Here is a 21,359-nt window from a genome sequence, read left to right on the forward strand (position 1 = left end):
GGGGTTCCGCGGGCCGGACGTCAGGCCGAGCGGGCGGGGTCGTACGGCGGCGGGGCCGAGAGGCGCTGCGGCTTGCGCCGCCGGGCCAGCCACAGCACGATCGCGGCGTAGAGCAGGTCGGTGACCACCGCGGCGAGGGCCAGCTGCCAGGGCGCGTCGGCCGCGGTCTCGTCCGATGCCAGTCCGTCGACGACCGCTGCGGAGGCGCCGAAGGCCAGCAGGTTGTTCAGGGTGTGCAGGGCGATGGCCGCTTCCAGACCGCCGGTGCGGATCGTGAGCAGGCCCGCCACCAGGCCGTTCACCAGCAGACCGAGGAAGCCCCACCGGGTGCCCCAGCCGTGGGCCGCGGCGAACAGCACGGCCTGCGGGAGCACGGCGATCCACGGGGAGCGCACGAACGCCCCGACCGCCTGGGTCAGCCAGCCCCGGAAGACGTACTCCTCGGCCGCGGCCTGCAGCGGGACGAGGAGGGCCAGGACGGCCAGCGCCACGAGGAAGGAACCCCAGCCCACCCAGGTGCCGGAGTCGCCCGTGTCGTCCGGCAGGAGGAAGGCCGTCCCCGTGAGCAGGAGGACGGGCGGCAGCCCGGCCAGCAGACACCACCCCAGCCAGCGGGCCCGCAGCCGCCCGGTGACCGACGTGACGGTGCCGGCGGGCCGTCTCGCCGGCCACAGCGTGGCCAGCAGCACCAGGGGCAGGGCTATCGCGAGGGACACCAGATCCATCGCGGTGTTCCCGAGCGGCCCTAAGTCCACACCCCCGTCGGGCAGTTCGGGGGCACCGAGCGCCGTACCGAGCCCGAAGGAGAAGACCAGCAGCACGAGCAGCATCACGAAGTAGCCGACGGCCAACAGCACCGTCCCGACCAGCGGCCGCCACCAGCGGTGACGACCTGTGGTGCGGTCCAGGCGGTGGTAGGGGTGAGGCTCAGGGTCCGGGAACGGGCCGGCAGGGTGAGGGGCCGGGTAGGCGGGATAAGGCGATGCGTTTGTCATGATCAGCATCATGACAGCGCCGATTGCGTGGATCACACGCGTTCGAGCGCACACCCACCCCGCTTCCAGGAGGCACCCCGATGATCGACTCCGCCCGCCCCGCTGAGCCCCGGGACTTCGGCCCCGCTCGGTACATCGCCCCCTACCTGCTGCTCGTCCTGGCCGACGCCGGGACCGCGAAGACGCCGGTCGGCGACCGGCCCGTGCTGTTCGGGCTGTTCACGGCCGTGGCCGTGCTCGGCGTGGCGAGCGCCACCGTGTGTCTGCGGCGGATGTGGGCGGCACACCAGCTCCGCGCCCTGCCCGGCTGGACACGCTTACTCGGCGTTCTCCTCGCCGCCTACGGCCTGTACGTCACGTATCGCGTCCTGAACGGCATCACGGGATGACCCCGTGAGGCGCCGCCCGCCGGTATCAGGCCGTGTACGCGCCCACCAGCAGGCCCAGGAACGCGCCCGCGATCAGGAACGGGCCGAAGGGGATGGCCGTCTTGCGGGTGGCCCGGCGGGTGAGCACCAGGGCGGCGCCGTACAGGGCGCCCAGCAGGAAACCGGCGAAGGTGCCGAGCATGACCGTCGGCCAGCCGTACCAGCCCAGCGCGGCTCCGGTGCCCAGGGCCAGCTTGACGTCGCCGAAGCCCATGCCGGCGGGGTTGATGAGGAACAGGACGAAGTAGCCGCCGCCCAGGGCGAGGGAGCCCAGCAGGGCGGTCGTCCAGTGGCCCGCGTGCTCGGGGACGAGGGCGGTGAGGCCGAGCAGGGCCAGGGCGGCCGCGGCGAACGGGAGGGTGAGCGGGTCGGGCAGGCGCCGTACGCGGAAGTCGACGACCGTGAGCAGCACCCCGGCCGGGGCCAGCAGCAGCCAGACGCCGAGCTCGGGGCGGGTGCCCGTCGCGGCGGCCAGAGCGGCGCAGACCAGGGCGGTGGCGATCACCAGCGGTGCCGTACGCGGCCCGTATTCGGACTCGGCGCACTCCGGGCACACCGCCCGCCCGAGCCAGCCCTTGACGGCGTGCCCGCCGGGGCACTCCTCCCGCCACGCCTCCCCCGACGGCGCGGAGAAGCGGTAGGCCGCACGCGGCAGCAACGCTCCCGCCGCCGCGCCCCACAGCGCGGCGGCGACGGCCAGCAACCCCGTGCTCATCCCGCCGCGGCGATCGCGTCACGCCACGTCGGCAGCAGCTCGTCGAGCAGTGCCTCGGTGCGCGGCGGCAGCCCGCGGGCCCCGCTGCGGCCGATGAGGTCGGTGGCGAGGGCGGTCAGCCGGTCCGAGTCGCCCGTGGCCTGCGTGGCGCGCAGCAACTCGTGCCACAGGCGCTCGTCGGCCGGGGCGGTGCGCAGGGCCGCGTTCAGCGCCTCGATGGCCTTCTCCGCACGGTCCTTCTCCATGTGGAACTCGCACAGCGCGAGCCCCGTGTCCGCGACGAGCAGCGGCAGCTGGGCGTCCACGATCTCGTGGGTGAGCCACCGGTAGCGGCCCTCGGGCCGGTCGGCGAGCAGCGGCCCGCGCACCAGCACGAGCGCGTCGGTGAGCAGCCGCCCGCGCACGGCCCGGCTGTCGACGCCCCTGCCCTGCGTGGCCTCGTGGTAGAGGGACCGCAGCACGTCCAGGTCGGAGACGACCGTCTTGGCGAGCGTGAGCCGGCCGGAGCCGTCGGTGGCGAGGCGGGGCGTGCCGTCGGGGTCGGTGCCGAGCCACTCGCGCAGCCGGTCGAGCAGCGCGCTTCGCACGTCGTCGGTGACACCGCGCGGCCACAGCGCCGAGGACAGCACCCGCGGGTGCACACCCTCGCGGTGCAGGAGCAGCAGGGCGAGTGCCTCGTGCAGCAGCGCGCTGCGCTCCCCGTCCGGGTTGTCCAGGCCGATGATCTCGTACGGCCCGACGAGCCTGGCGTACACGGCCGGACGGCCCTGCTCGCTGATGTCGACGAGGAACGGCGGGGTGGTCGCGGGTCCGTCGGTCTCGCGCTCCGGGTCGGCCTCCACGAACAGCTCGACCACGGCCCGCTGCTGGGTCGCGGGCAACAGCTGCGCGTCGAGTTCGAGCCCGAGGAGCGGCGCGAGCAGCTTGCCCTGGCCGGTGATCTCCATCTCCCAGGCGGCGCCCGGCAGATCGCCGGTCTCGGTGCCGACGAGGTAACCGATGCCGAGACGGCTCGCGTCGGCGGCCAACTCGGCGAGCTTGACGGCGTCCTCGGCGGACGGCTGGGCGGCGAGCAGCACGAGGTGCGGGGCCCAGCGGGTGTGCTGGGCGGGTCCGGTGCGCCCGGTGAGGACGGAGTCGTGCCCGGCGGCGCCCAGCGCTCCGCGCCGCTGCCGGGTCTCGGCCTCCATGGTCTCGAGGAGGGCCTCGACGTCCTCCAGGTGCCGGATGCGATTCGGGGCGAGGGGCGTGAGGTCCTCCCCGAATCCGACGAGCGTGATGGTCATGCGGTCCGACCAGCCATTGGTCGCCAACTCGGCGGCCACGGACGCGAAGACGGCCGCCCGGTCGGCCTCCCGGCCGCTCAGCGACACGATGCCGGGCACGGCCTCCAGGTTGAGCAGCAGCCGCGAGTCGTCCATGGTGCCGAGGCTGACGAGGCCGGGGTAGGGCGCGGCCGTGTCGACGTCCTCGTAGCGCTCGGCGTCGGTGCGGGCCAGCATCCAGAACGTCTGGTCCTGCCCCTGCTGCCAGGGGGCCGGGGGCTTCCCGGCGGGCTGGGCGAGCTGGAGGTGCAGGTCGCCGTTGCTGAGCCAGGCCGCGTAGACGACCGGCAGTGCGCGCGACTCCTCGGCGAGAGAGGCGGCGAGACCCCGCAGGGACCGGTCGAGCAGCCGCACGCCCTCGGGGTCGGCACCGACGAGCAGCGCGTCCTGGACGTCCTGCGCGTCACCGCTCGGCGTGGGCGGCTCCATGCCGCGCCGCCCACCGACGGCCCCGAACGCCGACTGCCACAGCGCCTGCCGGCGACGCCGGCCCAGGGCACCGAGGAGACCTGCGGCGAGGAGGGGAGCGGTGAGGAGGGCCTCGGGGAGGCCGAAGGAGCTGTCGGACCCGGCGCCGACGGCGGTGGCCTGCTGGTGGCCGGTGTCGTGGGCGGGCCGCTGCTGGTCGGGGACGGACACGTGGGTGGCGCCGCCACCGGCCTGCTCGTGCCCGCCGCCCTGGGCTCCGGAGCCACCACCCTGGGCGTGATCGCCGCTCTGGGCGTAGTCGCTGATCTGCTGCTGCACGTCCGGCGACACGACGGGGGCCTCGTCGGGCATCTCGACGAGGTCGCCGCCGCGGGCGTCGCCGGGCATCTCCATGATCCAGCCGGGCCGGATGAGACTGGCCTCGGAGAGCCTGGACCCGTCGGGCTGCACGCGGTCCTTGTTGAGCTCGAAGATCTCCTTGTAGCGGCGCCCGTCACCGAGGTGCCGTTGGGCTATCTCCCACAGGGAGTCGTGGTGACGCCCCTCGGGCGGCTGGATCCGGTAGTACTTCGTGTCGCCCTGCTGGGCGGTGCTGCCGCCGGCGTCGGCGTGGGCGGCTGCGTGCGAGGCCTGCTCGGCGAGGGCGGCCGCGGCGCCGGAGGCCTGCTCCTGCTGCTGGGCGAAGATCCCCGGGGTGGCCTGGGCGGCGGCGACGGCCGGCTTCTGGTTGGCGTCGTAGCTGTGCCCGAGCTGCGACAGGCCGGGGGTGAAGCTGGCGGCGGTGGCGCCGACGAGCAGCAGCGCGGCGACGAGCTGCCGGGCGAGCAGCTGGCTCGGCCCCGCGCCGGGCACCCGCCCCGGCACGCCGACACCCGACAGCGCGGCTTTCATCTCCACGAGCACGCACGCGGTGAACTGTGCCCACGCCAGCCACACGATGACGGTGAGGATGTTCAGGAACGTGTGGACGGTGATCTCTTGCTGGAGCCAGTCGAGACCGGGCATCCCGTCCGGCAGCGGCCACCCGATCTGGGTGGCCAGCGCGCCCGGCACACCGACGAGCAGCACGGCCAGGGCCACGAAGGCGAGGAACGCCTTGACGAAGTCCCCGAACGACCGCCGCCGGATCGTCACCGGCTGCGGGGTCCGGTTCCTGGGCGCGGCCGTGGATCCCGCCGCTCCCGTCGTACTTCCCGACGTACTTCCCGTCGAGCTTGACGAGCTTGAGGTGCGGCGTCGCGGCATGGCGGGTGTCCTGGGGTCGTGTGTGGAGTGAGGTGAGGCCGAGCTGTGAGTAAGGGGTGTGCTGAGCCTACAGAGATCTTATGGACTCTCCTCGGGGTCGTCGAAGGGCATCCGTAAGGAGCGTCACTGCCGTCCGATTTGCCCCCGAAGCCAAGGGGGTTCGTCCCTGGGCCGGGCACCGGAGAGCACCGCCTTCGCAATTGCCACGCAGGCCTCTCACGATCCCCACGCAATCCACCACTGGCCCTCAAAGCACCATGTCCCACCCCTGATAGCTTCGTTCCCTGTCGCGTACACCGAAACTCACGGGAGATCAACTGTGGCCCGCCGCGCACTGACCACCACTGCCGCAGCGTTCGCCACGGCGGCAGCGCTGCTTCTGACCGCCTGTGGCGGGAGCGATGACGCGCCGTCGGACGACATCAAGGGCGCGGGCGACAGCTCACCCAGCCCGGCGGCCTCGAAGTCGTCCGCGGCACCGGACGTCAAACGTCCCGTCATCAAGCTTCCCAGCAGCTTCCAGCTGACGTTCGAGAACTGGACGAGCAGCGATCCGGTGGAGCAGGCGGTGCTCGACGACGGCAAGGAGCAACTCCGCGCCGGGTACGAGGCGATCATCGAGAACGACCCCGACAGCAAGGACCGTGCCTTCTACGACACGAAGAACGGTTTCCTGCAGAGCCAGCAGTGGATCAGGACCTACACGGACAAGAACCTGACCGTCATCGGCAAGTTGCCCGTGTTCGACCCCAAGGTCACCCTCTCCAAGGACAAGGCGGCAGCGTCCCTCTCCTACTGCACCGATGAGAGCAAGGCCTCCACGAGGAACCGCAAGACCGGCGAGGTCAAGGGCAACCCGGCGGGCACGGACCCCGAGGTCTTCTACGTGATCTCCATGGGCAAGAGCCCCCAGGGGGTGTGGCAGGCAGTGTCGGCCCGCTCGGAGCGGGGTGGCTGCCCCCAGTGAGGTCCTCCCACACCTCCCGGCCTCTGCTGGTCCTCTCGCTCACCGGGGTGCTGCTCGCACCCGTACCCGCCGTCGCTGTCGGCGGCGAGGGCAGCTACGGCGGCGGAGCCAGGAACGACGAGATATCCGCTTCCGCCTCGCACTCCCGCATCAAGGTCACCCAGACGAGCGGCCCCACCGGCGGCAAGCAGGGCACCGTCGCGTCGACGGACGTCAACTGGAAGCCGCCGCCGTGCTGGTACGAGCCCGTCTTCACTCCTGAGCAGCTGAAGGACTTCTCGGAGAACGACGGCAGCGGTGACGCCGGTCTGCGCGACGGCTGGTACGGATCGGAGCTCTGGACCGACCACTTCAGGGACGAAAAAGACGCCACCACCATCTTCACGAAGCCGGCGACCGTGAAGGGGTACAAGAACTACAACCTCGGCAAGAAGGGTTACTTCTGGCGCGGGGTCGCGCCGAAGGTGACCGAGCTCGACGACACGTCCCTGTGCAGCCGGCTGATGTTCTGGCAGGACGCGGGCGAGATACCCGACGTCCCGAACGCCCCCACGCCGGAAGTCCTCGCCGACTACGCCTACGACAAGGTCAAGGTTCCGGCGACCGAGGTGGAGCTGAAGCCGGCGGCCAAGTCGACGGTGAACCTGCCGACGTGGGTCTGGCTGGACAAGGGCACGTTCAAGGACGTCAAGGTCCGCGCGGAGCTCCCCGGCACGGGCCTGTGGGCGGAGACGACGGCCCAGCCGGTCGCCCTCCACCTGGACCCGGGCACCGAGGACGCCGAGGTCTTCCCCGCCTCCGGCGACTGCGAGATCGACGACGACGGCTCCATCGGCACCCCGTACACCAAGGGATCCGCCGACAGGACCCCACCGTGCGGCATCCGCTACCTCCGCGCGACCGACGGCACTCCCTACCGGCTCTCCGCCAGTGTCACCTGGAAGATCACCTGGGAGGGCTCCGACGGCACGGGCGGCGACCTGCCCGACGGCACGTTCGAGACGACGCAGGACATGAACGTCCAGGAGATCCAGTCGATCAACCGCTGAGTGACGCGACCGCAGCGACGGTGCAGGAAGGGCATGGGCGAGGCAGTCGGTTCCTCTCGTGGGGTGGTGGGACAAGGGCTCCTGGGTCCGAGACCGTCCTCTGGTCGTTGCACCGGAGCGAGATCGTCGGCGCGGAGATCAGGCGGTTCGGCTTGACGGCGTCCGACTTCACGGTCTTCTTCCGGGACGGTTCGCGGGCCCGGCTGACGAGTTCGCCGTCCCGGTGCACAGCGGATCGTCGACCTGCTCGGCCAGAGGACGCCTCAAAACGTCCCCGCGAGCGCCCCGTCGTGAGCGGCGCCTTTCACAAGAAGGGAACCCCGTCGATGCCTCAGCCCGTCGATCCTGCTCAATCCCTCGAGCAACTCGAAGGGCGGCGCTGGCCGGATCCACCTCAGGACACGACCTCGATGGTCAAGGCCGTACACGAGCTGCGCCGGCGCCCCGTCGGGACGCTGGAACCGGACGAGCTCGCCCGGTTGATCACTCAGGACGTCGGTCTGGAGATGCTGACAGATCTCTCCCGTTACGTGAAGGAAGAGGTCGATGGCTTCCTGGCATCGCTTCCCAAGGGAATGTGACGTCGCACGAGACCTCCGGTCGGGTTGCGGGTCGGCGGTCGAGGGGCTCGCGACACCCGTCTGCTATATCGTCTGATCGTCCGACCTACTGGGGGAATCCATGGCCAAGGGCAAGAGCGATCTCGCGCTTCCGCTGACCGAGTTGGAGAGCTACGGGCGTCGGCTGCGGTCCATCAAGACCCGTCTGAATCACACCAAGAAGCTCTTCGAGTCCTACCAGGACGACATCGGCGACGGCAGCGTCAATGACGCGCTCGGCGATTTCGAGTCCAACTGGGAAGACGGGCGCGAGGACATCACGCAGCAATTGGACGCGCTGGCGAGTATGTCCGATGCCGTCGTGCGCGAGTTCAAGAAGCTGGATGACGAACTCGCCAAGAAGGTGAACGACGCCATGAAGACCGAGGACAAGCGGGGCAGCAAGGGCAGTAAGGGGGACGGCGGGGGGAAGTAGGCCCCGGCCCGAGCGATGCGAAAAGGGCCCCGGGGCCGATGCCCCGGGGCCCTTTCATGCGTTCGTCAGTGCGCGACGGCCGCGTTGACGTGCAGGTCCGCCGCGATGCCCTGCGGCGAGACACTGAGGCCCACACCGCCGCCGACGCCCGCGGTGAGGCCCGCGGCCGTGGTCTCGACGTAGAGACCGGCTGCGGCGCCGGCACCCGCGGCAGCGCCCGCCTGGCCGCCGGCGATGGTGTCCAGTTCGGCGTCGGACATCTGGGCGGTCTGGATCTGCGGGGTGAAGGCCATGGGGGGCGGTTCCCTTCGGTTCAAAATTCGAAATGCTCGAGCGCGAACGATCAAAGCACGCCGGAGTAGGGGCGGCCAGTCGGTGCCCGGTCCGTGGAAGGGAAAGCGGACGGAAAGCAGGGGGCGCATTCATGAGTGTGACCATTCGGTCACCGGCGACCTTGCGACCTTCACATTTTCTGCCGTCTCGCGATACAGGAATGCAGTACGCAGCGCGGAAAACGGTCCGGGCCGGGCTGCTGCCCCATCCCGTCCCGACCTCACAGTGAACGGTGTGCAGATTCGCGGGATGTTCGGGATCCGGCTCAGCCGACGTCGTCGCTCAGCCGACCTCGTTCTCCGCCACCGCCTGCCCGTGGACCACCACGTCCCCGCCGTAGAACATGCCCGTGAAGACCGGCGAGTAGGTGAGCTGCACCTCGACCTCGACCGCCTGGGCGTTCGCCGCCACGCAGTGGGTCGCCCCGATGTCCGCGCCCGTCATGTCCATCTCGCGGGCGAAGGCCTTCACACGGGCGTTGCAGTTCTCGAAGTTGATCGGCGCGGGGCCGCCCTCGTTCTCGTAGAGGGCGTCGCGGTCGATGTCCTGGGCCGCGTAACGAGCCGCCTGTTCGGCGATGTCCGCGGCCCGTTCCCGCTTGGAAATGGACAGGCCGCCGTCGATGACGAACGCGGAGAGGGAGAGGAAGACGAGCGTGAAGATGATGACCGCGCCCGCACCGGACCCGCGGTCGTCCAGACGCACGCCACGGGCCGCCCACCACGACAGCCGGAAGGGCCGGAAGGGCCGGAAGGGTCTCACACCGTCCTCCGGAACGGGTCGAGCGGTGAGCTGAAGCTCGCCGTCAGCGTCGTCGGCACGTCCAGGCCGAGCATGGCCAGACCCCGCACCTGGCAGCTCACCTCGACCGTGAAGATGGTGTCCGGTTCGAAGCCCTGGCTGGTCTGCACGACGTTCACCGGGCCCGAGCAGACGTCCGCCAGGTTCGCCTCCGCGGCCTTCTTCGCCTCGGCCATGGCCGTCGCGTGGTCCTTCTGGATCGAACCCGCGCGGGCCGCGTCCCTGGCCGCGCCGTCCAGCGCTCCGCGGCCGTCCACGAGCTGGCCGAAGGCCACCAGGACCAGGATGAACAGGATCATCACCGGTGCGAGGATGACGACTTCGACGGTGGACAGGCCGCTGTCGTCCGCGGACCGACGGCCTCCTGGCAGAGGAGGGACGGACATTCAGTTGCCCTCTTCCTGTACGAACCGCTCCACCGGCCCCGCCGACTGCGCGTGCACCGTGAGGTCCAGCCCGGGGAACACCGTCGGGACCCGGGCCGCGATCTCCACGCCCACCGTGTTCGGCTCCGGCTGCACCATCGTCACGTCCGGGGACAGGACCAGTTGCGGACCGAGCTGGCGGATGTAGCTGTCGACGACGTCCCGTGCCTCGCCCCGCCACGCGCCGGGCTGTTCGTCGGCCGTGGCGCGGGCCTTGCGGGCTCCGGCCTGGGCCGCCGCCTGGGCGACGTGGTCCGCGAAGAAGTACAGGGCGAACTGCACGGTCGCGAAAATCATGAAGAACAGCACCGGGGTGAGCAGCACGAACTCGATCGCGGTCATGCCCGAGTCGCCGCGGGTGGCCGCCCGTTCCCGTGCGGCCCGCACCCAGCGGCGTATCCGTCTGCTGACGTCTGCCGGCATCCCCGTGATCCCCGTTGCCCTGATGCTCCTTGTGATCCCGAGGCGGTCAGCAGGTCTTGCCCGCGTCCGCGCCCTTGATGCAGTCGCCGACCTTGTTGGCGCCCTCGCTCAGCGCGGCGTTGATGATGGCGGCCACGACACCGACGATCGCGACGACGACCGCGGAGATGATGACCCACTCGACCGCGGAGGCACCGCGGTCCAGCTCGCCGGAGCGGGCCCGCTCGGTGCGGGCCTGGAGGAAGGTGACGAGGAAGTCCACGGCGGGAATGCCGGTGTGGAAGTTACGTCCGTTCATGACGTCTTGTCCTTTCGAAATCGATTCGCGGAGTTCTGGAGTTGTGAAGGTCGCTGCAAGGCTCATGCACGGCTCACTGCACCTGGAACACCCGCATCGCCGCCGGAAAGATCAGGAACACCAGGAACCCGGCGCACAGCAGCAGCTGGGCGACGAGCATCGACTGGGACTTCTCGCCCGCGCTGCCCTCGATCTCGGCGAGTTCGCGGTGCCGCATGGTCTCGGCGCGGGAGGCGAGGGACTCGCGGACCTTGGCACCGTCGTCCGCGACCAGGGCCAGGGAGGCGGAGAGGTCCTTGAGCTCCTCCACGCCGATCTCCTCGCCGAGCGCGCCGAGCGCCTGCCACTGGCTGACGCCGGTGATGCGGGCGTCGGACAGGGCGTTGCGGATGCGCTGGTTGGCCCAGCCGTCGGACACCTCGGCCGCCGCCATCAGGGCCTCGGGCAGACCGCGTCCGCCGGCGAGGCTCATCGACACCAGGTCGAGGTAGGCGCCGATCACGCGCCGCAGGTCGCGCCGCTTCTCGGCGGCGTCCCGCCGTACTTCCAGGTCCGGCAGGAAGAAGAAGACGACCGCGAAGAGCAGGGCCAGCCAGACCGGGATGATCGGGCTCCGGCCGAAGCCGAGCGTGTAGACGATGGCGAACAGGAACGGGCCGAAGAACAGACCGGCCACGCCCAGCAGCACCTTCGTCGCCAGGAACTTCTCCCAGCTGCGGTCCAGCACCGCCAGGTCCGCGCGCAGCGAGCGCTGTTCCCAGCCCTGCTGGAGGTAGAACTCCGAGACACGCAGGCCGACTTCGGCCCGTATCGCGCCCAGGCGTCCCTTCTCCCGTTCGACGCGGGCAGACTCGTAGGCCGAGCCGCGGGCCCGCATCGCGTCGATCCGCGCGACCTGTGAGATCGCGCTGCGCTTGCCGGGCATGAGGGCACGGACGAGGGCGTAGATGCCCAGGCCGATGACGGCGCCGACGACGAGCGGCATCGTGAGGTCCATCAGCGCGCCCCTTCTTCCTGCGGCAGCCGCTGCTGGGACTGCGCCCCCGACGGCGTCCTCGGGCGGACGAACTGGACGGATGCCTCGTCGCGGACGAGGAAGCGTTCGGGCGTCTCGATGGTGGACAGCTTGCGCAGCCACCAGAAGCCGAGCGCGAACAAGCCGCAGACACAGGCCAGGACGAGCTGGCCGACGGCCGTTCCGTACGGCGCGACGAAGTCGCGGTTGAAGATCGACAGGCCGAGGACGAAGGCGATGGAGACCGCGACGACGATCTGCACGGACCTGCGGGTCGAGGCGCGCTGGGCCATGACCCGCTGGCGCATGTCGACCTCCTCACGGGCCGACTTGGCCAGGGCGCCCAGGACTTGGCGCAGACCCGGGCCGCGCAGGCGGGCGTTGAGGATGAGGGCCGCGACGATGATGTCGGCGGAGGCGTCGTCGATCTCGTCGGCGAGCTGCTGGAGTGCCTCGGGCAGCGGGGTGCGGGCGCGCAGCCGGTCGACGAGGGCGTCGAGGTGGGGTCGCAGGACGGGGGCCGCGGCGCGGGCGGAGGCCGGGATGGCCTGTTCCAGGCCGACGGCGCCGGCGATGGTGTCGCGCAGGGACTCCGTCCAGGAGGCCAGGGCCTCCACGCGGCGCATGGCGGCCCGTTCCTCACCGGCGCCGCCGAACAGGCGGTCCCAGAAGAAGACGAGGACTCCGGCAGCGATGCCCGCGACGGCCCAGCGGGTGAGGACGAGGACGACCAGGCCGACGATGGCGGCGAGCGAGCCGCGCTGACCTGCGAAGCGGATGAGTTCACTCGCCCGCTCGGCGGCCTTCTGCTTCTCGTGGTCGGGTTTGGCGGGCAGCCCGCGTACGGCGACGAGGAGCAGGGCGAGGCCGCCGCCGACGGCGACTCCGCTCCCTATCGAGTACAGGACGGTGGTGGAGAACAGGCCGCCCATGGAGCCGAGCGAGCCGAGTGCGGCGAGGTTCGTGGTCATCCCCGGCTCACCCCCAGGTCCCGGTCGGCCGGTAGCCGTGTGCCATCAGTTCCTCCAGGCAGGCTATGGGGGCGTGCGGCACGATCCGGCCGTCGGGGGCCTCCGCGAACACCTCGCTGGACAGCACGCGTCCGTCGACGCCGTTGACCTCGCGGACGGAGGTGACCATGCGCTGGAGGCGGCCGCCGTTGCCGTAGTTGTTGCGCCGCTGGATGAAGACGACGAAGTTGACCGCGCCCGCGATCAGCATCTGGCTGGCCTCGATGGGCAGCCGTTCCGTGGCCTGCAGCGCGTAGGTGGAAATACGGTTGAAGACCTCGTGCGAGCTGTTGGCGTGGATCGTGGACAGCGAGCCGTCGTTGCCCTGCGACATCGCGTTGAGCATGGTGACGATCTCGTCGCCGAGGACCTCACCGACGATGACGCGGGAGGGGTTCATGCGCAGCGAGCGCCGCACCAGCTCCGCCATCGAGATGGTGCCCTGCCCCTCGGAGTTGGGCAGGCGCTCCTCGAAGGCCACGACGTTGGGGTGCAGGTCGGGGAAGGTGTCGAGGCCGAGCTCCAGGGCCCGTTCGACGGTGATGAGGCGCTCGTGCGGCGGGATCTCGTTGGCGAGGGCGCGCAGCAGCGTGGTCTTTCCGGCGTTGGTGGCGCCGGCGATCATGATGTTCTTGCGGGCGCGGACCGCGCAGGCCATGAAGTGGGCGACCTCGGGGGTCAGGGTGCCGTTGCCGACCAGGTCGGAGATGAACACCTTGCCCATGCGAGCCCGGCGAATGGACAGCGCGGGGCGCCGGGTGACGTCCATGACGGCCGACAGACGCGAGCCGTCGGGCAGGCGCAGGTCGAGCTGCGGGTTGGCCGAGTCGAAGGGCCGGGAGGACAGACCCGAGTAGGCGCCCAGCACCTGGATGAGCTCGATGAGCTCCTCGTCGGTCTCGGCGACGGGGTCGCCCTGCACCTCACGGCCGTCGGCGTACCCGATGAACACCTGGTCGCAGCCGTTGATGTCGATGTTCTCGACCTCGGGGTTGTCCAGCAGCGGCTGGAGCCGGCCGACGCCGAACAGCGCGGCGTGCACGGCGGCCGCGTACTGCTCCTCGGTCTCGGCGTCCAGCGGCGTACGGCCCGCGTTGATCTCGGCGCGGGCGTACTCCTCCAGGATCTGGGCTATGACGGCGCGGGCGTACTGCCGTTCGTCCTCCGTGGACATCGGAGTGACACCGGCGACCTGGTCCTGTCGGCGCTGCTCGGCGATGCGGTCGCCGGCGTCCTGACGGAACCGCTTGACCAACTGGTGGTCGACAGCGGTCATGCTCCGGCCCCCGCGTGGCCCTGCGTCCGGCCCGGGGCGTGCGGGGCGTGGTGGGCCTGCGGTGCCTGGTTGGCCTGCGCGGAGGCGGCCCAGGCGGCGCCGTACTGCTGGTAGAGGTCGGCGGCGACCTTGCGGGCCGAGCGGATCAGCAGCGACTTGTCGAGGCGACCGCGCTTGCGGCCGGCCAACTGGTCGGCGCCGGCCGGGTCGTCGGCGATGGTGCCGACCACGCGGGCGCCGGTCTGGGCGTGCACCAGCATGTCGTTGACCTGCGAGGCGAGCTTGCCGGCCGTGCCGGTGTCGGCGATCAGGACGACACCGATCACCGGGTTGGCGAGGCTCGCGGCGCCGCGCGGCCCGCCGTGCAGCTTGTTGGCCAGGGCGGCGGCGCGGTCACGGACGCGGGCGAGGGCCTCCGGCTCGGTGCGGGAGAGCAGCAGCACCAGCGAGGCGTGCGGGAACAGTTCGACGGCCGGGGTGTCCCCGCTGACGCGTCCGCAGTCGGCGATGACGTCGGCGGCGGCGTTCGGGGAGTCGGCGAGGGAGGCGAAGGCGTGCCCGAGGGTCGGCCACAGCCCCGCGAGCCCGGCGGCCTGCTCGGCGACACCGAGGCCCACGAGGACTTCCAGTCCTCCGCTCAGCGGCTGTACGTGGTCCCAGAGCTGGTCGGGCACGAGGCCGCGGCGCGCGGTGGCCGCGATGGACAGCATGCCGGTGTTGGGGTTGAGCGGTCCGCCGTGCGCGGCGGCACTGCGGTAGACGAGGTCACCGCCCGCCGGGTCCGCCTCGGCGAGCAGGACACGCCGCGGCCAGACCGCCGCGAGTGCGACGGCCGCGGTGGTGACGCCGGGGGAACCCTTGTCGGCGGCGAGAGCGATGAGCGCCATGGGTCGAGTGCCGCCTTCTAGTTGCCGGAGTTACCGGGGACCTTGACGAGAGCGACCTCGCCGTTGGAGGCGGCCTGCGCCAGGGCGGCGGCCTTGTCGCTGTCGACGGTCAGGGTGACCGCGAGGTTGGTGCTGCCGACGAGTTCGTCGCCGCTGTCCTTCGGGCCCGGGACGTAGCTGACGCGGCCGCTGTCGACGATGACGGAGCTGTCGGCCGCCGAGGACGACGAGGAGTTGCTGTTGCTGTTGCCCGAACCGGAGGCGGAGCTGACGCGATAGGCCGCGACGGTGTCGCCCTCCTTGATGCCGGTCGGGTACTGGCCGGCCTTGAGGGACAGACCCACGGTGGCCTTGCCCGGGGCGACGCCCGCGGCGTCGCCGAACATCTCGCCGACCGCGACGACCCCGGCGGGGATGGGGTTGACGGCCTTCAGCTTCTGCAGCTGCTTCAGCTGGCCGTACTCGACGTAGTGGATGCTGTCGTCCTTGGCGACCATGACAGAGGTCGTGTTCGACGTGCTGACCGAGCCGCCCGCGGGGATCTCCTGCGTGACCTTGACGACCTCGATGCGGTCACCGGCCTGGAGGACGAGCATCGTCGCACCCAGCGCGCCCACCAGGATGAGCAGCACCGCGAGCGCGGCCAGTGCCGGTTTGCGCTCGCGAGGCGGGGTGGGAAGCCGGTCGCCGACCGACGGCTGAGCCGGAACGGCAGAACGACCTGCGCCCGCCCCCGTACGCTCTTGGATCTTCACGCAACCGCTCCCCGTACACCCAAGAAGATGTCTGTCATCTGCTTTCACATTCGGACACTTCACCCGCGACGACCCGCACGGAGAAGTACGGGACGGGCCGGACGTACCCGCCCGACCTGGGCGAATAGCCAGCACTGAGGGTGAGTGTCAAGCCATCGCACCGTATCAGCCGCACATAAGCCCCTCAAGGCGCGTCCGGCCCCACGGGCCGCAGGGCGCGGCCTGTTATCCATCTGCAACGTCGGACCCACCCAACCCGCCCGGGACCAGCCCCACATGCCGCCGTCACCTGTGCGCGAGCGAATCGCCCGGGGCCCCAACACCCCTTGCCAGCAGACTCGTTCGTCACCTATCGGCCATCATGCCTGCACGATTCACTCACGAAGTCGGGTGCGGGACTGTTCCGTTATCGACACTCTTGGGAGTAAAGGCAGACCCTCAACGGATGCCCTCACCGCCTGAGGTGAGGGGCTGCTCCGGACGCCCCACGGCAACCCGGCGGCCCCCTCCGGAGAACCGGCCGATCCGCAACCCGGCGACCTGTAGCACTCGCGAAGCCCCGAGTAGAGTGCGGCGCGGACAGCGATCGGACCGCGGGGGGCTCACCGGTGAGGGCAGTCACGACCAACAGCACCTGGACAGCGGGGACATGGGCCCGCGACATGGGCCGCGCCCGCGTGCTCGGGCTGCTCCTCGCCCTCTGTTCGCTGGCGGCCCTCTTCGCAACCGCCACCCCCGCCGGCGCCGTGGACACCACCACCCAGAGCTCGTACCTCGCCGACCGCCTCCGCGAGAACCCGGTCTACGTCAGCGACCAGCTCCCCCGCGAGGTCCCGCTCTCCACCGCGCCCGACTTCGCCCGGCTCGCGAAGAAGACCGGCGTCCCGACCTACCTCCTGGTCCTGCCCATGCTGAGCAGCTCGGACGGCAGGCAGCTGCTCGGCGCGGTGCACGACCGGCTCGGGCGCGACGGGTTGTACGTCCTGATCGAGGGAACGGACGTCGCGCAGGCCACGGCCTGGGGCGTGCGCGTGCCCGCCGAGGCGGCCGCGACCGTCGCCCTCTACGAACTTCCCTATGACGCGGGCCCGTTGCGCAGCTTCGAGTGTTTCGTGGAGGTCATCGCCCAGGGCGGCCCGAAGGCCGCGGCGCGGGCGGAGGCGGCGCGCGAGAGGTTCCGGGACGGCGGCGAGCCGGCCGAGATGTACATCGGCCCGTCCGACCGCAACAACCAGTCGTTCCTCACGGGGAGCCTGCTGACCGGCGTACCACTGCTGATCGTGCTGACGGCCGGGTACGTGCGGCGTCGCCGTCGGCGTTCCGGCGCCCGGCGGCGCGTCCCCCGCTGGGTCGTGCCCGGAGCGGCAGTCCTCACCGCCGCGGCGATCGCCCTGACCGCTCCCGTCGTCTTCGACCAGACCACGTCGAGCGCGGCCCGGCCGCCGACCCCCGCCGACCTGTCCGCCCGGGTGGAGCGGGTCGCGGCCGGGCTGAAGCAGGACCCCGTCTACGCCGACCCGGAGAGCCCCCGGGTCCTCGACACCCGGCAGCGGGAGCGGCTGCACGAGCGGATCAGCGACTTCCGGCGCTCCGACGGCGGCGGCCCGGTGTTTGTCCTGCTCGTGCCGCAGACGCCGGAGAGCGAGGCGGCCGGCGACGCCGAGCTGTTCGCCGCGGCGGTGCACGCCAAGGTGGGCCGGGACGGGGTGTACGTCGTCGCCGACCCGGACGACGGCACCATCGACGTCGTCAACCACGGGCTGCGCCTGGACTCCGGCCGGCTGTCCTTCGGGCTGCCGGACTCCCTCACGTTCGGGGACAGCAAGGCGGACGAGGCCGACGACCACCTCCTCGGCGAGCGCCTCGACGCGCTGATGACCCACCTCGACAAGGCTCCGCGCACGGACCGTCCGCAGAGCGTGTACACCCCGCCCGCCGCCCCGAGCGCGGCCCACGAGAACGACCTGCCACCCCTGTTCGCCACCGACTTCTGGCCCGGCCTGTTCGTGGGCGCCTTCGCGGCACTCCTGCTGTCCGGTGTGGTGGCCGGGCTGACGTGGGGTGTCGGCAGCCTGCTGCGGTGGCGATCCCCCGCGCCGGAGCCGACGGACCGTCTGTCCCGCACGGCCCCGACGGAGCCGTCGGCGTCCTACCTCCGGCGTACCGCGCACGCGGAACTCACCGCGTTGACGCGCGAGTTCGGCAGCCGGGACGAGCACGGCCCCGCCTGGGACCACCTCGACGCGGCGATGCTCCTCCTCGACGGCGACCTCGACCGCGCCCGGCAGTCCGGCACCGACCCCGCGACCCTGGTCGCCGTCATCGTGCTGGCGCGAGCGGGCCGCGCCGCGCTCTCCGGCGGCACGACGGACCGGTGCTGCGGTGTGAACCCCCTGCACGGGCCCGCCGTCGGCCGCCATCACGTCCGCGTCTCGGCGGAGGGTGCCGCCCGCCGTCTGCTCCCGGTCTGCGAGGCCTGCCGCACCACCGCCATCGCCCACCCGAGCGGCATCCCGGACCGTCTGCTGAAGCTGCCCGCCCCGTCCCCGGGCGACGGCAGCCTGCCCTACTACGACGCGACCGACGGCCCGCTGACCGCCGTACCCCACGGAATCGCACGGCTCGTCGACAAGGTGAGGGAGACCGCGGGTGTCCACTGACGTCAAGCGCCTGATCACCGTCCTCGCGGCGCTGCTGCTGGCGGCGCTCACCACGGGCACCGCCCACGCGGCCGGCGGGGACGGCGGCCCGAGCGCCGGGCAGCGCATCGCGAACGCGCTGCGCACCTCCCCCGTGCACGTCGACGAGGCCTACGCCGCTGCCGTACCGCCGTCCCGGCAGCGGCAACTGGCGGAGCGGATCCGCCGCACGGGTCTGCCCATCAAGGTCGTCCTCACGCCCCTCACCAAGGGCGACGCCTTCGACGGCGACTCCGAGGTGCTGGCGGGAATCGTCCGCGACCGGTTCCCGGACCAGCGCGAACTCATCGTCATCACGACGGACGGCGACTTCTCCGACTCGCTGGAGGGCTACGAGTGGCCCTCCGACGCCCACCAGGCCCGGGACGCCGTGGCCGCCGCCGGCTTCCTGGACGAGACGCGCGACGCGGGGCTGGCGGACCTGACCGCGAAGGCCGTGGACCTGGTGGCGGAGGGCAAGGGCGAGCAGCGGTACGAGGAGGCGACGAGGGATCTGGACGCGGCCCCGGACGGTTCGGCCCCTCCCGCGCAGTCCGGACCCGGTTCCGCGGCCGGCGGATCCGGCTCCGGGGTGACCGGCTGGTGGCTGCTGATCGCCGTACCGGTCCTGGCGCTGACCGTGTTCGCGGCCCGCGCCGCCCTGCTCCGTGCGCGAGAGCCCTACCCGGCCGTCCCCCAGCTGGTGTTCGCGTCGGCCCGCGCGGCCGACGAGGCACGGGTGCGGCGCCGGGCGGAGGCGGAGGTACTGGAACTGGGCGAGTCCACCCAGGCCGCCGACGTCGCCACGACACCCGGACTCCAGCGCGCCCTCGACGCGTACGCCGCCGCCGGGAAGGTCCTCGACAGGGCCCGGGGCCTGCCGGACCTGGCGGGCGCCCTGGCGCTGGCGCAGGAGGGCCGCGACGCCCTCACCGGCTCCCAGGACCTTCCGCTCTGCTTCTTCAACCCCCTGCACGGCCGCGCCGCCCTCCGCACCGGCTGGCGCCGGATCGGCCGACGGGACCGGCTCGACGTGGCGGTGTGCCAGGACTGCGCGGACGCGCTGCGGGACCACCGCGCCCCGGAGGTGCTCACCGACACGGACGAAGGCGGCCGTAGGGTGCCCTACTTCGAGGTCGCGGCCGGGCGGAGCGTGTGGGCTGCGACCGGGTACGGCTCGCTGATGTCGCCGCTGGACGGTTTCAGCTCCGCGCGGCTGAAGGCCCGTTGATCCACACAACCCGATCACGAACCTCCCGGGCCACCGTGCCATGATCTTCGCTCAAATCAGCCACCGAGGAGCCCCCATTGAAGCGCGCCGCCCTGGCCGTCGTCTCCGTCCTGGCCCTGACCTCCGCGTTGACCGCCTGCTCGGGCGGCGAGGACAAGCCCTCCGCATCGCCGTCGGCGCCGGAAGCCAAGCAGATCACTCCGGCGCAGCGGCTGGCGAAGGTCATCGTGACGAAGGGCGACCTGCCCGGCTACAACGTGTCCGAGCCGGAAGCCGAGTACGCCTTCGCCGCATCCGCCGACGAGGTCACGGTCGACAAGCCCGGCTGCGCCCCGCTGGCCTACGCGATGAACCAACTCCCGCTCGGTGAACCGCAGGCCGACCTCACGCGCAGCGCCGGGGCAGGCTACGGCAAGGAAAGCACGTACATCACTCTCGCCTCGTACGAGCCGGCGGCAAAGGCCGAGTCGGTGCTGGCCGGGTTGGCGAAGGCGGTACCGGAATGCGCCGGCGGGTTCACTGCGAAGGCGGGCAAGAACACCACGGCGTACGACTCGGTCACCGCCGAGAAGGGGACGACGACCGGTGCCGTCGCCTTCCGTTCGACGATGACGTTCCGGGGTGTCACCCACACACTGCGCACCGAAGCCGTCCGCAGCGGCGACGTTCTCGCCGTCTACTTCGCGGTGAACGGCTTCGCCATCGCCGACAGCACGCGGCCCAGCGACGCCAGGATGCCCGCGAAGGTGGTCAGCGCGCAGAACGCCAGGCTCGCCAAGTGAGTGCGCGGCCCACCGGAGCGGAGGACCGGGGTCGGCCCCGGGCCGGGACGCCCCGCCGATCAGCCAGGTGATCGGTCCTCCCGCAGGGCCGCGAACAGGGCGCGGGCCCGCCGGTCGTCCCACTTCACCGCGCTGCCCTTGGAGGTACGCAGGTCCGGGTCGGCCACGGGCACGTTGAGCCGTCTGCCGTCGCCGGACGCGGCCTTGCGCATGGTCTCGAACAGGGCCATGAGGTCGGGCAGTTCGGTGCCCTCGTCGACGATGAGCGTGTCGAGACCGGCCCGCAGGGTCGGGAAGGACCTGGACGGGTCGGCGAGCGTCGAAGGGGTGGCGGCCTTGCGGGCGAGGGCCGTGAGGAACTTCTGCTGGTTGCGGGTGCGGCCGAGGTCCCCCTGGGCCTCCTGCTTGCGCTGCCGTACGAAGGCCAGTGCCTCGGCGCCGTCGAGGGTCTGGCAGCCGGCGGGCAGGTCGGCGCCGGAGTCCTCGTCCCGTACGGCCTTGTCGAGGCACAGGTCCACACCGCCGACCGCGTCCACCACACCCACGAAGCCGGCGAAGCCGATCTCCGCGTAGTGGTCGATGTGCACGCCGGTGTTGCGTTCCACGGTCCGCACGAGCAGGTCGGGGCCGCCCAGCGAGAACGCGGCGTTCAGTTTGTTCGGCGCGGCGCGGTAGCTGCGGCCGGTGCCGGGGTCGACGTAGGGCGGGAGGGTCACCCAGGAGTCGCGCGGCAGGCTGAGCATGGTGGTGCCGTTCGCGCCGGTGTGCAGCAGGATCACCGAGTCGGTACGACGGCCCTGGGCCGAGCCGGTGTTGAGGTTCTTCCGGTCCCGCTCCGACAGTCCCTCGCGGCTGTCGGAGCCGACGACCAGGTAGTTGGTGCCCTCTGTGGCCGGCACCCGGGCGCCGAGCGCACCGAGGTCGACCTGCTGGTTGAGCCGGGTGTCGGCCCACACGTACGTACCGGCGCCGCCGAGCAGCAGCACGCACGACAGGACACCGGCCGTACGCAGGAACCGGCGGGACCGGCCCGCCCGGCGCCGCGGGTTCCTGCTGCCGCGTCCGCCGCGTGGGTGCGGGCCGCTGTCGTAACGGCCGGGTGCGGCGGGCGAGGGCATGCCGGGCAGGGGGGCGGTACGGGTCGAGGGCGGAGGGGCGAGGGAGGGCGCGGGAGGCTCCCGCCGTGGGGCCCACTCCGTGGGGGATTGTCCCGGACGGTCGGTCCAGTCGCTCATCGACGCCTCGAAGGTGCTGTGG

At 71.6% G+C, this 21,359-nt stretch carries 22 protein-coding genes; 8 read left to right on the forward strand and 14 right to left on the reverse strand.

The window, feature by feature from the left end:
* Nucleotides 1-20: 20 nt before the first annotated feature.
* Nucleotides 21-995, reverse strand: coding sequence for a type II CAAX endopeptidase family protein (locus tag AB0937_RS08975; RefSeq protein WP_366710510.1), 975 nt, complete (start codon nucleotides 993-995; stop codon nucleotides 21-23).
* Nucleotides 996-1,075: 80 nt separating this feature from the next.
* On the opposite strand from AB0937_RS08975, the gene AB0937_RS08980 reads away from it, so the two are divergent.
* Complete coding sequence (locus AB0937_RS08980) at nucleotides 1,076-1,384, forward strand: hypothetical protein (RefSeq protein ID WP_366710511.1); 309 nt, start codon at nucleotides 1,076-1,078, stop codon at nucleotides 1,382-1,384.
* A 25-nt stretch (nucleotides 1,385-1,409) separates the two neighbouring features.
* On the opposite strand, the gene AB0937_RS08985 is transcribed toward AB0937_RS08980, so the two are convergent.
* Nucleotides 1,410-2,138, reverse strand: a complete 729-nt coding sequence (locus tag AB0937_RS08985) for a prepilin peptidase (RefSeq protein ID WP_366710512.1) — start codon at nucleotides 2,136-2,138, stop codon at nucleotides 1,410-1,412.
* Nucleotides 2,135-5,137, reverse strand: coding sequence for a BTAD domain-containing putative transcriptional regulator (locus tag AB0937_RS08990; protein ID WP_366710513.1), 3,003 nt, complete (start codon nucleotides 5,135-5,137; stop codon nucleotides 2,135-2,137). Before AB0937_RS08990 ends, AB0937_RS08985 begins: the two co-directional genes overlap by 4 nt.
* Nucleotides 5,138-5,456: 319 nt before the next feature.
* Here AB0937_RS08990 and AB0937_RS08995 point away from each other — a divergent pair, with 319 nt between their 5' ends.
* From AB0937_RS08995 to AB0937_RS09010, 4 genes are all read left to right on the forward strand, one after another.
* Entirely contained in the window at nucleotides 5,457-6,104 is a 648-nt protein-coding gene (locus tag AB0937_RS08995; RefSeq protein ID WP_366710514.1) for a hypothetical protein, read from the forward strand.
* Nucleotides 6,101-7,153 (forward strand): hypothetical protein, encoded by a 1,053-nt coding sequence (locus AB0937_RS09000; protein WP_366710515.1) that lies wholly within the window; start codon nucleotides 6,101-6,103, stop codon nucleotides 7,151-7,153. Before AB0937_RS08995 ends, AB0937_RS09000 begins: the two co-directional genes overlap by 4 nt.
* 326 nt (nucleotides 7,154-7,479) lie before the next feature.
* Complete coding sequence (locus AB0937_RS09005) at nucleotides 7,480-7,734, forward strand: contact-dependent growth inhibition system immunity protein (RefSeq protein ID WP_366710516.1); 255 nt, start codon at nucleotides 7,480-7,482, stop codon at nucleotides 7,732-7,734.
* 100 nt (nucleotides 7,735-7,834) lie between these two features.
* Entirely contained in the window at nucleotides 7,835-8,188 is a 354-nt protein-coding gene (locus AB0937_RS09010; RefSeq protein ID WP_366710517.1) for a hypothetical protein, read from the forward strand.
* A 65-nt stretch (nucleotides 8,189-8,253) separates the two neighbouring features.
* Here the strand turns inward: AB0937_RS09010 and AB0937_RS09015 are convergent, their stop codons facing one another.
* The 10 genes from AB0937_RS09015 to AB0937_RS09060 all read right to left on the reverse strand — a co-directional run bounded on the left by AB0937_RS09015 (nucleotide 8,254) and on the right by AB0937_RS09060 (nucleotide 15,411).
* Complete coding sequence (locus AB0937_RS09015; RefSeq protein ID WP_366710518.1) at nucleotides 8,254-8,481, reverse strand: hypothetical protein; 228 nt, start codon at nucleotides 8,479-8,481, stop codon at nucleotides 8,254-8,256.
* Nucleotides 8,482-8,803: 322 nt separating this feature from the next.
* A complete protein-coding gene (locus AB0937_RS09020; RefSeq protein ID WP_366710662.1) occupies nucleotides 8,804-9,250 on the reverse strand; it encodes a pilus assembly protein TadG-related protein in 447 nt (148 codons plus the stop codon).
* Nucleotides 9,251-9,279: 29 nt separating this feature from the next.
* Nucleotides 9,280-9,708 (reverse strand): TadE/TadG family type IV pilus assembly protein, encoded by a 429-nt coding sequence (locus AB0937_RS09025; RefSeq protein ID WP_366710519.1) that lies wholly within the window; start codon nucleotides 9,706-9,708, stop codon nucleotides 9,280-9,282.
* Nucleotides 9,709-10,170 (reverse strand): TadE family protein, encoded by a 462-nt coding sequence (locus tag AB0937_RS09030; RefSeq protein ID WP_366710521.1) that lies wholly within the window; start codon nucleotides 10,168-10,170, stop codon nucleotides 9,709-9,711.
* Nucleotides 10,171-10,216: 46 nt separating this feature from the next.
* On the reverse strand, nucleotides 10,217-10,468 hold the full coding sequence (locus AB0937_RS09035) for a hypothetical protein (RefSeq protein WP_010041603.1): 252 nt from the start codon (nucleotides 10,466-10,468) through the stop codon (nucleotides 10,217-10,219).
* Nucleotides 10,469-10,541: 73 nt separating this feature from the next.
* The gene (locus AB0937_RS09040; protein WP_366710522.1) at nucleotides 10,542-11,465 is read right to left on the reverse strand and encodes a type II secretion system F family protein; all 924 of its coding nucleotides are present in this window, start codon (nucleotides 11,463-11,465) and stop codon (nucleotides 10,542-10,544) included.
* Entirely contained in the window at nucleotides 11,465-12,415 is a 951-nt protein-coding gene (locus tag AB0937_RS09045) for a type II secretion system F family protein (protein WP_366710664.1), read from the reverse strand. The genes AB0937_RS09040 and AB0937_RS09045 overlap by 1 nt, the downstream gene beginning before the upstream one ends.
* A 46-nt stretch (nucleotides 12,416-12,461) precedes the next feature.
* Complete coding sequence (locus AB0937_RS09050; protein ID WP_234848657.1) at nucleotides 12,462-13,769, reverse strand: ATPase, T2SS/T4P/T4SS family; 1,308 nt, start codon at nucleotides 13,767-13,769, stop codon at nucleotides 12,462-12,464.
* Nucleotides 13,766-14,656 carry a hypothetical protein gene (locus AB0937_RS09055; protein ID WP_366710524.1) on the reverse strand — a complete coding sequence of 297 codons (891 nt, stop codon included), beginning with the start codon at nucleotides 14,654-14,656 and terminating at the stop codon, nucleotides 13,766-13,768. Before AB0937_RS09055 ends, AB0937_RS09050 begins: the two co-directional genes overlap by 4 nt.
* Before the next feature lie 17 nt (nucleotides 14,657-14,673).
* The gene (locus tag AB0937_RS09060; protein ID WP_366710526.1) at nucleotides 14,674-15,411 is read right to left on the reverse strand and encodes a hypothetical protein; all 738 of its coding nucleotides are present in this window, start codon (nucleotides 15,409-15,411) and stop codon (nucleotides 14,674-14,676) included.
* A gap of 608 nt (nucleotides 15,412-16,019) precedes the next feature.
* Here AB0937_RS09060 and AB0937_RS09065 point away from each other — a divergent pair.
* From AB0937_RS09065 to AB0937_RS09075, 3 genes are all read left to right on the forward strand, one after another.
* Nucleotides 16,020-18,071 carry a hypothetical protein gene (locus AB0937_RS09065; RefSeq protein WP_366710527.1) on the forward strand — a complete coding sequence of 684 codons (2,052 nt, stop codon included), beginning with the start codon at nucleotides 16,020-16,022 and terminating at the stop codon, nucleotides 18,069-18,071.
* The gene (locus tag AB0937_RS09070) at nucleotides 18,061-19,320 is read left to right on the forward strand and encodes a hypothetical protein (protein ID WP_366710528.1); all 1,260 of its coding nucleotides are present in this window, start codon (nucleotides 18,061-18,063) and stop codon (nucleotides 19,318-19,320) included. The genes AB0937_RS09065 and AB0937_RS09070 overlap by 11 nt, the downstream gene beginning before the upstream one ends.
* 77 nt (nucleotides 19,321-19,397) lie before the next feature.
* Nucleotides 19,398-20,102, forward strand: coding sequence for a hypothetical protein (locus AB0937_RS09075; RefSeq protein WP_366710529.1), 705 nt, complete (start codon nucleotides 19,398-19,400; stop codon nucleotides 20,100-20,102).
* A 59-nt stretch (nucleotides 20,103-20,161) separates the two neighbouring features.
* On the opposite strand, the gene AB0937_RS09080 is transcribed toward AB0937_RS09075, so the two are convergent.
* The gene (locus AB0937_RS09080) at nucleotides 20,162-21,220 is read right to left on the reverse strand and encodes an LCP family protein (RefSeq protein ID WP_366710530.1); all 1,059 of its coding nucleotides are present in this window, start codon (nucleotides 21,218-21,220) and stop codon (nucleotides 20,162-20,164) included.
* Nucleotides 21,221-21,359 lie beyond the last annotated feature (139 nt).

It is taken from the genome of Streptomyces sp. NPDC047880, assembly GCF_040706515.1.
Lineage (GTDB): Bacteria > Actinomycetota > Actinomycetes > Streptomycetales > Streptomycetaceae > Streptomyces.